Raw genomic sequence first — 9,130 nt, forward strand, 5'->3', positions numbered from 1 at the left:
CGGCCCACCCCGCAACGCCCCACCGACCAAGGAGCCCTCACGTGACCCCTCCCATGAAGGAGTCCACCAGCACCCACTGTCCGTACTGCTCGCTGCAGTGCGGGATGAAGCTGGTCGGCAGCCGTCGCCCGACGGTGGCGGCCTGGGACGAGTTCGAGGTCAACGAAGGGGCCCTGTGCCGCAAGGGCTGGAACGCCGCCGGGCTGATCGGGCACCGCGAGCGACTCACCACCCCGCTGGTGCGGGACCGGGCCACCGGTGAACTCACCGCGGTGGACTGGGACGAGGCGCTGGATCTGATCGCGGACCGGATCAAGGGGATCCAGTCGGCGCATGGGCCCGACGCCGTCGCCGTCTTCGGTGGCGGCGGGCTCACCAACGAGAAGGCCTACCAACTGGGCAAGTTCACCCGGGTGGCCCTGCGCAGCAGCCAGATCGACTACAACGGACGCTGGTGCATGTCCTCGGCCGCGTCGGCCGGCATCCGCACCTTCGGCGTCGACCGGGGACTGCCGTTCCCGCTTGCCGACCTCGAGGACGCCGACGTGGTGGTCCTGGTCGGCTCCAATCTGGCCGAGACGATGCCGCCGGCCGCCCGTCACCTGGACCGGCTCCGGGAGCGCGGCGGCAAGGTCGTCGTCATCGACCCCCGGTTCACCAGCACCGCCGAGCGCGCCGACCTGTTCCTGCAGCCGGTGCCCGGCACCGACCTGCCGCTGGCGCTGGGGCTGCTGCACCTGGTCGACGCCGCCGGCCAGGTCGACGAGGAGTACGTCGCCACCCGCACCAACGGCTTCGACGCGGTGCGGGACTCGGTCCGCGCCTGGTGGCCCGAGCAGGTGGAGCGGGTCACCGGAGTGGCCGGCGACGAACTCCGCGCCCTGGCTGCGCTGCTGACCGCCAAGCCGGCCGGCGAACGGAAGGTGATCGTGCTCACCGCCCGCGGCGCCGAGCAGCACGCCACCGGCTCGGACACCGTGCTCGCCTGGATCAACCTGGCGCTCGGGCTGGGTCTGCCCGGACGCCCCCACGCCGGCTACGGCTGCCTCACCGGACAGGGCAACGGCCAGGGTGGCCGCGAACACGGCCAGAAGGCCGACCAGCTGCCCGGCTACCGGATGATCGACGACCCGGCAGCCCGCGCCCACGTGGCCGGGGTCTGGGGGATCGACCCGGACTCGCTGCCCGGCAAGGGCCGCTCGGCGTACGAACTCCTGGACTCCCTCGGTCGCGCTGACGGACCGAAGATGATGATGGTGGTGGCCAGCAACATCGTGGTGTCGGCGCCGAACATCAACCACGTCACCGAGCGACTCAAGGCACTGGACTTCATGGTCGTCTGCGACCTGGTGATGTCCGAGACCGCGGCCCTGGCCGACGTGGTGCTGCCGGTCACCCAGTGGGCCGAGGAGACCGGCACGATGACCAACCTCGAAGGCCGAGTCATCCTCCGGCAACAGGCGATCACCCCGCCCGCCGGCGTCCGCAGCGACCTGGAGCTCATCTCCGAGCTGGCGCTGCGGCTGGACGCCCCGATCAAGTTCAGCACCGACCCCGAGGAGATCTTCACCGAACTCGGGCGCGCCTCGGCGGGTGGCAAGGCCGACTACTCGGGGATCAGCTACGACCAGATCCGCGAGCAGCAGGGGGTCTTCTGGCCGTGCCCGGCGGTCTCGGCAGGACCACGCCATCCAGGCACGCCGCGGATGTTCACCGAACGATTCGCCACCGGCGACGGCCGTGCCATCTGTCACGTGGTCGGCCACCGTGGCACCGCCGAACCCCTGGACGAGGAGTACCCGTTGCACCTGACCACCGGCCGGGTGCTGGCCCAGTACCAGTCCGGCGCCCAGACCCGGCGGGTCAAGGACCTGCCTGACGTCGGCGCCTTCATCGAGGTGCACCCGGTGCTGGCCAACCGGCTCGGCGCCACCGACGGCGCCCCCCTGGTGATCAGCACCCGACGCGGCGAGATGACCGCGCCGGCCAAGGTGGTCACCACGATCCGCCCGGACACCGTCTTCGTGCCGTTCCACTGGGTCGGCGCCAACAAGCTCACCAACGACGCCCTGGACCCGGCCTCCCGGATGCCCGAGTTCAAGGTCTGCGCCGCTCAGGTGGTGGCCGCATGACCAGGCGCCTGGTGATCGTCGGGAACGGCATGGCCGCAGTCAGACTCGTGGAGCAACTCGTCGCCCTCGACACCGACTGGGACGTCACCGTTCTCGGTGACGAGCCGCACCCGCCGTACAACCGGATCCTGCTCTCCGCGGTCCTGGAGGGGACCCACCGGGTCGACGCGATCACGCTGCGCTCCGCCCAGTGGTACGCCGACGCCGGGGTCACCCTGCGCACCGGCGCCCGGGTGCTCGACGTGGACACCGAACGCAGCGAGGTGATGCTCGTCGACGGCGAGCGGATCGGCTACGACCGGCTGGTGCTGGCCACCGGCTCGATCCCGACACTGCCCCCGATCCGCGGGCTGATCCAGCTCGACGGCAGCCTGCACCCCGACGTGCACGCCTTCCGGAGTCTGGCCGACTGCCTGCGGCTGGATGCGGCGGTGCGGGACCAGAATCCGCAGCGTGCCGTGGTCGTCGGTGGCGGCCTGCTCGGCCTGCAGGTGGCCCGGGCACTCAGCATCCGCGGCGTCGCCACCGAGATCGTGGAGGGCGCCGACCACCTGCTCAGCAGGCAGGTGGACGTGGCCGCCGGCGAGGTCCTGACCAGGGACCTGAAGCGCCTCGGCACCGAGGTCTACACCGGTGCGCGAGCCATCAAGCTCACCCCCGACGGTCTGCGCCTGGACAACGGCTACACGCTGGCCACCGACCTGATCGTGCTCACCGCCGGCGGGCGCCCCTCCACCGCGCTGGCCCGACGCGCCGGCCTCGAGGTACGCCGCGGGGTGGTCGTCGACGAACACCTCGCCTCGGTCACCGATCCCCGGATCCACGCCCTCGGCGACTGCGCCCAGTTCGGCGACGAGACCACCGGCTTCGTCGGCCCGGCCTGGGACCAGGCCGGCGTGCTCGCCCGGCACCTGGCCGGGGTCTCCTCCACCTGGCCGGGGGCACGCAACGTGGCCCGGCTGCGCGCCACCGGGCTGGAGGTCGCGGTGCTCGGCAACCCCGAGCAGGCCGAGGGTGAGGTGGTCTCGGTCAGCAACCCGATCAAGGGCACGCACCGCAAGCTGGTCGTGCGCGACGGCCGGCTGGTCGCGGCGACCTTGATCGGTGACCTGAGCCGGGTCGGGTTGATCACGCAGCTCTATGACCGCGGCACCCGGCTGGGTCGCACTGAACCGGGCGACCTGCTGCTGCCGGAGCGACGCCACGCACCCGCCGAACTCCCCGACGACGTGGAGGTCTGCGCCTGCGCCGGGGTCACCGCCGGCGCGATCCGCTCCTGCAGCGGCCTGGACGAGGTCCGCTCCCGCACCCGGGCCACCACCGGGTGCGGCGGCTGTGCCCCCACCGTTCGACAGCTCCTCGGCGTGGACAGCGCAGTCCCCGTCGCCGCCGGCACCTGAGCCGGGCGTGAGCAGGCGTTTTCACGGCTGTTACACGCGGAAACGCAATGACAACAGCGGCCACCTAGCGTGATCGCACCTCGCAAGGAAGGACCTTCCACCATGATCCACGTGCGCAAGACGCTGGTCGTCGCAGGCCACGGCATGGTCGGCCACCGCTTCGTGCTGGCCGCGATCGAGCGCGGTCTCACCGAGACCTACGACATCGTGGTGGTCGGCGAGGAGGCCCGCCCGGCGTACGACCGGGTGGCGCTCACCAGCTTCTTCGAGGTCGGTGCCGAGGCGCTGAGCTACCTGCCCGACGGCAGCTACGAGGACCCGCGGGTGCGGCTGCTGACCGGCACCCAGGTGACCGGCATCGACCGGGACGCGCGGCAGGTGACCCTCGACAACGGCGACGTGCAGGCGTACGACGCGCTGGTGCTGGCGACCGGTGCCGCGCCGTTCGTGCCGCCGGTGCCCGGACACGATCTGGACAACGTCTTCGTCTACCGCACCATCGAGGACCTGGAGGCGATCCGGGAGGCGTCGAAGTCCGCGAAGGCCGGCGCCGTGATCGGCGGCGGACTGCTCGGCCTGGAGGCCGCCAACGCGCTGCACCAACTGGGCGTGCAGACCCACGTCGTCGAGTTGGCGCCGCGGCTGATGGCCGTCCAGATCGACGACGCCGGCGGCCGGACACTGACCCGGCACGTCGAGCAGCTCGGTCTCACCGTGCACTGCGGCGTGATGACCGAGCTCATCGACGCGGGCGCCGACGGCAAGGTCGACAGCCTCAAGTTCAAGGACCGCGACGAGCCGCTCGACGTGGACATGGTGGTCTTCTCCGCCGGCATCCGGCCCCGGGACGCGCTGGCTCGCGACTGTGGGCTGGCGGTCGCCGAGCGCGGCGGCATCCTGGTCGACGAGCAGATGCGCACCTCCGATGACCGGATCTATGCGATCGGCGAGTGCGCCGCCCCCGGTGGGCAGATGTACGGCCTGGTGGCGCCCGGCTACTCGATGGCCGAGGTCGCCGTCGACGCGCTGCTCGGTGGCCCCGGCACCTTCACCGGCGCGGACATGTCCACCAAGCTCAAGCTGCTGGGCGTCGACGTGGCCTCCTTCGGTGATGCCTTCGCCGGCACCGAGGGGGCCCTCGAACTGGTGTTCGCGGACGCGGTGGCCGGGGTCTACAAGAAGCTGGTGGTCAGCAACGACGGGAAGCGGCTGCTCGGCGGGATCCTGGTCGGCGACGCCTCCGCGTACGGCGTACTGCGCCCGATGGTGGCCTCGGGGATGGAGTTGCCGGAGAACCCCGAGGAGCTGATCCTGCCCGCCAGCACCGGCTCCGGGGCAGGAGTGACGCTGCCCGACGAGGCGCAGATCTGCTCCTGCAACGACGTCACCAAGGGCGAGATCGTCGCCGTGGTCGCCGACGGTCAGGCCGACGACGTGGCCGGAGTGAAGGCGTGCACCAACGCCGGCACCACCTGCGGGTCGTGCGTGCCGGTGGTCAAGCGGCTGATCGAGGACCACTTCGCCAGCATCGGCCGCGAGATCGACCGCACCATCTGTGAGCATTTCCCGCTGAGCCGCCAGGAGCTCTTCGACGTGGTCGCCGTGCACGGCTACCGCAGCTTCGACCAGATCATCGAGGCGCACGGCTCCGGCCGTGGCTGTGACATCTGCAAGCCGGCCGTGGCCTCGATCCTGGCCAGCCAGTTCAACGAGCATGTGCTCGGCCGCAACACCGCGGCACTCCAGGACACCAACGACGCCTACCTGGCCAACCTGCAGAAGAACGGCTCCTACTCGGTGGTGCCCCGGATCCCCGGCGGCGAGATCACTCCCGAGAAGCTGATCGTGATCGGCGAGGTGGCCCGCGACTTCGGCCTCTACACCAAGATCACCGGAGGTCAGCGGATCGACCTGTTCGGGGCCCGGATGGAACAGTTGCCGGCGATCTGGCAGCGGCTGGTGGCGGCTGGGTTCGAGTCCGGGCACGCCTACGGCAAGTCGCTGCGGACGGTGAAGTCCTGCGTCGGGTCCACCTGGTGCCGCTTCGGGGTCCAGGACTCCGTCGGGATGGCCATCGAGTTGGAGTTGCGCTATCGGGGCCTGCGGTCCCCGCACAAGCTCAAGGGCGGAGTCTCGGGGTGCGCCCGTGAGTGTGCCGAGGCCCGAGGCAAGGACTTCGGGGTGATCGCCACCGAGAAGGGCTGGAACCTCTACGTCTGCGGCAACGGCGGGATGGTTCCGGCGCACGCGCAACTGTTGGCCGGCGACGTGGACTCGGAGACGCTGATCCGCTACCTGGACCGGTTCCTCATGTACTACATCCGCACGGCTGACCGGCTGCAGCGCACGTCGACGTGGCTGGACTCCATCGACGGTGGCCTGGACCGGGTGCGCGAGATCGTCGTCGACGATGCGCTGGGTCTGGGTGCCGAGCTCGAGGCCGAGATGGCCCGCCACGTGGGCAGCTATGTCGACGAGTGGCGGGCCACCATCGAGGACCCTGAGAAGCTGGCGCGGTTCGTCTCCTTCGTGAACGCCCCCGACGTGCCCGACGCCAACATCTCCTTCGAGGTGGAGCGCGACCAGATCAAGCCCCAGTTGAGCAGCGAGCCCGTCACCCTGGGCAGCCACATCCCGGTAGGAGCACCCACGGCATGAGTGACTGGCAACAGATCTGTCGCGTCGACGACCTGGAGCGTGAGCGCGGCGTCACCGCTCTCGTGCACGGCCAGGCGGTGGCCATCTTCCGCACCCACGACGATCAGGTCTACGCGCTGGGCAACTACGACCCGTTCGCGCACGCCTCGGTGCTGGCCCGCGGCATCATCGGCACCCGCGGTGACGTGCCGTTCGTGGCTTCGCCGATGCACAAGCAGGCGTTCGACCTGCGCACCGGCGTGTGCCTGGACGACGACTCCGTCTCGGTCCCGGCGTACGACGTGAAGGTCGTCGACGGGACGATCCTGGTGGGTCCACGGAAGGCGAGCACCCTGGCATGAACCGGAGCCCGCTCGCTGACCCCGAAGCCCTTGCTGGCTATCGGATCGGGGTCACTGCGGCGCGCCGGGCCGAGGAACAGATCGCACTGCTGGAACGGCGCGGCGCCAGTGTGGAGTGGGCGCCGTTCCTGTCGGTGGAACCCACCCGGATCGACGCCGACGCGTTGCGGGCCGCCACCGAGGCGGTGACGTCGAGGCCGGTCGACATCCTGGTGGTCACCACCGGCATCGGGGTCAAGTCCTGGTTCGACGCCGTCGAGTCGTGGGGCGAACTGGACGGGCTGCTCGACGTGCTCGGCCGGGCCGAGATCATCGCCCGTGGACCCAAGACGGTCGGCGCCCTACGTCGGCGCGGGCTGCGGGAGTTGTGGTACCCCGAGTCCGAATGTTTCGACGACGTCCTCACCCACCTGCGTGGCCGTGACCTGACCGGCAAACGGATCGTGGTCCAGGAGCACGGCCAGTCGCTGTCGATGGTGGCGCATGCGCTGCGCCGACAGGGCGCCGACGTGCAGGTCGTCACGGTCTATCGGGTCGAGTCGGCCGAGGATCCGGCTCCGATGTTCCGGATGGTCGAACTGATCGCCGACCGCAAGCTGGACGCGGTCACCTTCACCGCGGCGCCGGCGGTGGCGGCGATGATGCAGGTCGCCGAGGTCACCGGTCGCCGCGACGACCTGGTCGGCGCGCTGCAGGCGGACGTGGTCGCCACCTGCGTCGGCCCGGTCACCGCAGCGGCGTTCGAGATGTGGGGGGTGCCCACCATCGAGCCGGAGCGCTCCCGGTTGGCGGCGATGATCAAACTGCTGGAGACGGAGTTGCCGCTGCGCCGGTCCGGCACTGCCCTCGAGGTCGCCGGCCACACACTGCTCGTGCACGGGGAGAGCGTGCTGCTCGACGGGGTCGAGGTGCACCTGTCGCCGGCACCGCAGGCGGTGCTGCAGGCGCTGCTGGTCAACCCCGGGCATGTGGTGTCGCGACGTCAACTCCTGTCGGTGCTGCCCGGGGGCAGCACCGCCTCGGAGCACGCCGTGGACATGGCGATCGCAAGGCTCCGGTCCGCGCTCGGCACCAAGCTGATCCAGACCGTGGTGAAACGCGGCTACCGGCTGGTGGTCGGATGAGGTCGGCCCGCCTGGTCACGGTCGCGCACGGCACCCGGACCGGTCCCGGCAATCTGGTGGCCGGTCAGGTGACCAGCGCAGCTGGTCGGCTCCTCGGCGTGCCCGCCCAGGCGTCGTACGTGGAACTGTGCGTGCCCACCTTCGCCGAGGTGATGGCGCGGGCCGAGGAAGCCACCGTCGTCGTGCCGCTGTTGTTGTCGACCGGCTATCACGTCCGCCATGACCTGCCGGCGGCGGCGGCGAGGTCGGCCGCCCCGGTGACGATGTGCCCCCCGTTGGGCCCGCATCCACTGCTCGCTGAGGTGATGGCCCGACGGTTGTTGCAGGCGCGCGCGAACCCGGGGGACCCGGTGGTGATGGTGGCGGCCGGCTCCCGGGACCGCGCCGCGGCGGCGGACCTGGACCGCGCTGCCCGGCTGCTCGAACGGCGCTGGGGTGGACCGGTGACCGTGGCCACCGTGAGCGGTGCTGGACCCCGGTTGCCTCAAGCGATCGCCCACGCCCGAGCCGGTGTGGACACCGGCGCCGCGGAGCGGCTGGCCGTGGTGCCCTACCTGTCCGCGGTCGGTCACTTCTCCCGTGAGGCAGCCGCGCAGGCCTCCGCCTGCGGGGTCAGCAGGGTCGCCGGCGTGCTCGGACCGCACCCGCTGCTGGTCGAGTTGGTGGTACGCCGGTACCTCGCCGCCGTCGCCGCAGTGGATGCCGCAGCCTGAGCGAGACCCAGCAGGCGTGGGCGGTCGGTGTGGTTCGGTGGTCGAGCGTCGTCCCTGTTCGGCGGTCGAGTGCCGCCTGCATTCGGTGGTCGAGTGCCGCCGCCCGTTCGGTGGTCGAGTGCCGCCGAGCTTGCGAGGCGGTGTATCGAGGCCACCCCGGGCGTGCCGGTGGCCCCGCAGCCGGTGGGGGTGCGGGGTCAGGGGCTGGGTGTATCTCGTGGTGGGTCGACGGGACTGCTGCCGTCGGGTCCACGGTGATACGAGCGGCCTTGGGGGCTGGTCCACAGGTACTCGCCGGGGATCAGCATGGTGTAGGTCCACCCCAGGTGGGTCTTCGCACGATGGTGGGTACGACACAACGGCGCCAGGTTCGTGGAGTCGGTCCGGCCACCGCCACCGTCGTCGCGCCAGGGTTCGACATGGTCCAGATCGCTGGTCCTGGCCGGCCGGTGGCAGTAGGGGAACACACACGTGGGGTTGTTCCCGACCACCTGGTCCCGCAGCCTGCCTGCGGGCTGATACCCCGTCGACATCAACGTCTCGTGCAGATCCAGGACGGGCTGGACGGTGACCTGGGCGCCCTCACACCATTCGGTGAGCTGCTCAAACGTCACCAAGCGGTCCCGGCGCCCCAGGATCGTCTCGACCCGGGCGATCCCGTCCCCGTACCCCTGAACCGCGTCCTCGGACAGATGCACATGCAACACCACCCGCCGGGTGGGTGGCCTCGATACATCGGCTCGTCCCTCGCCGACACTCGAC

The 9,130-nt window shown here is 70.8% G+C and carries 7 protein-coding genes; 6 read left to right on the forward strand and 1 reads right to left on the reverse strand.

Annotated elements, in window-relative coordinates; translation table 11 throughout:
- Positions 1-41: 41 nt before the first annotated feature.
- The 6 genes from JKG67_RS18245 (at position 42) to JKG67_RS18270 (ending at position 8,368) form a co-directional block, all read left to right on the forward strand.
- Entirely contained in the window at positions 42-2,132 is a 2,091-nt protein-coding gene (locus JKG67_RS18245) for a molybdopterin oxidoreductase family protein (RefSeq protein WP_307816625.1), read from the forward strand.
- Positions 2,129-3,532, forward strand: coding sequence for an FAD-dependent oxidoreductase (locus JKG67_RS18250; protein WP_203338790.1), 1,404 nt, complete (start codon positions 2,129-2,131; stop codon positions 3,530-3,532). The genes JKG67_RS18245 and JKG67_RS18250 overlap by 4 nt, the downstream gene beginning before the upstream one ends.
- A gap of 102 nt (positions 3,533-3,634) precedes the next feature.
- Positions 3,635-6,190 (forward strand): nitrite reductase large subunit NirB, encoded by a 2,556-nt coding sequence (nirB, locus tag JKG67_RS18255; RefSeq protein ID WP_203338791.1) that lies wholly within the window; start codon positions 3,635-3,637, stop codon positions 6,188-6,190.
- Entirely contained in the window at positions 6,187-6,531 is a 345-nt protein-coding gene (gene nirD, locus JKG67_RS18260; protein WP_203338792.1) for a nitrite reductase small subunit NirD, read from the forward strand. Before nirB ends, nirD begins: the two co-directional genes overlap by 4 nt.
- Positions 6,528-7,655: a uroporphyrinogen-III synthase gene (locus tag JKG67_RS18265; RefSeq protein ID WP_203338793.1), complete on the forward strand. Its 1,128-nt coding sequence runs from the start codon at positions 6,528-6,530 to the stop codon at positions 7,653-7,655. The genes nirD and JKG67_RS18265 overlap by 4 nt, the downstream gene beginning before the upstream one ends.
- Entirely contained in the window at positions 7,652-8,368 is a 717-nt protein-coding gene (locus JKG67_RS18270; protein ID WP_203338794.1) for a sirohydrochlorin chelatase, read from the forward strand. The genes JKG67_RS18265 and JKG67_RS18270 overlap by 4 nt, the downstream gene beginning before the upstream one ends.
- Positions 8,369-8,565: 197 nt before the next feature.
- Here JKG67_RS18270 and JKG67_RS18745 read toward each other — a convergent pair.
- The coding region (locus JKG67_RS18745; RefSeq protein WP_238998690.1) for an HNH endonuclease signature motif containing protein at positions 8,566-9,130 on the reverse strand (565 nt) is incomplete at its 5' end.

It is taken from the genome of Nocardioides limicola, assembly GCF_016827675.1.
GTDB lineage: Bacteria > Actinomycetota > Actinomycetes > Propionibacteriales > Nocardioidaceae > Nocardioides > Nocardioides limicola.

Bases quoted from the DNA above. Each gene is read 5' to 3' on its own strand.
- JKG67_RS18265 (WP_203338793.1), top strand. From the start codon at position 6,528: ATGAACCGGAGCCCGCTCGCTGACCCCGAAGCCCTTGCTGGCTATCGG.
- JKG67_RS18270 (WP_203338794.1), top strand. From the start codon at position 7,652: ATGAGGTCGGCCCGCCTGGTCACGGTCGCGCACGGCACCCGGACCGGT.
- nirD (WP_203338792.1), top strand. From the start codon at position 6,187: ATGAGTGACTGGCAACAGATCTGTCGCGTCGACGACCTGGAGCGTGAG.
- nirB (WP_203338791.1), top strand. From the start codon at position 3,635: ATGATCCACGTGCGCAAGACGCTGGTCGTCGCAGGCCACGGCATGGTC.
- JKG67_RS18250 (WP_203338790.1), top strand. From the start codon at position 2,129: ATGACCAGGCGCCTGGTGATCGTCGGGAACGGCATGGCCGCAGTCAGA.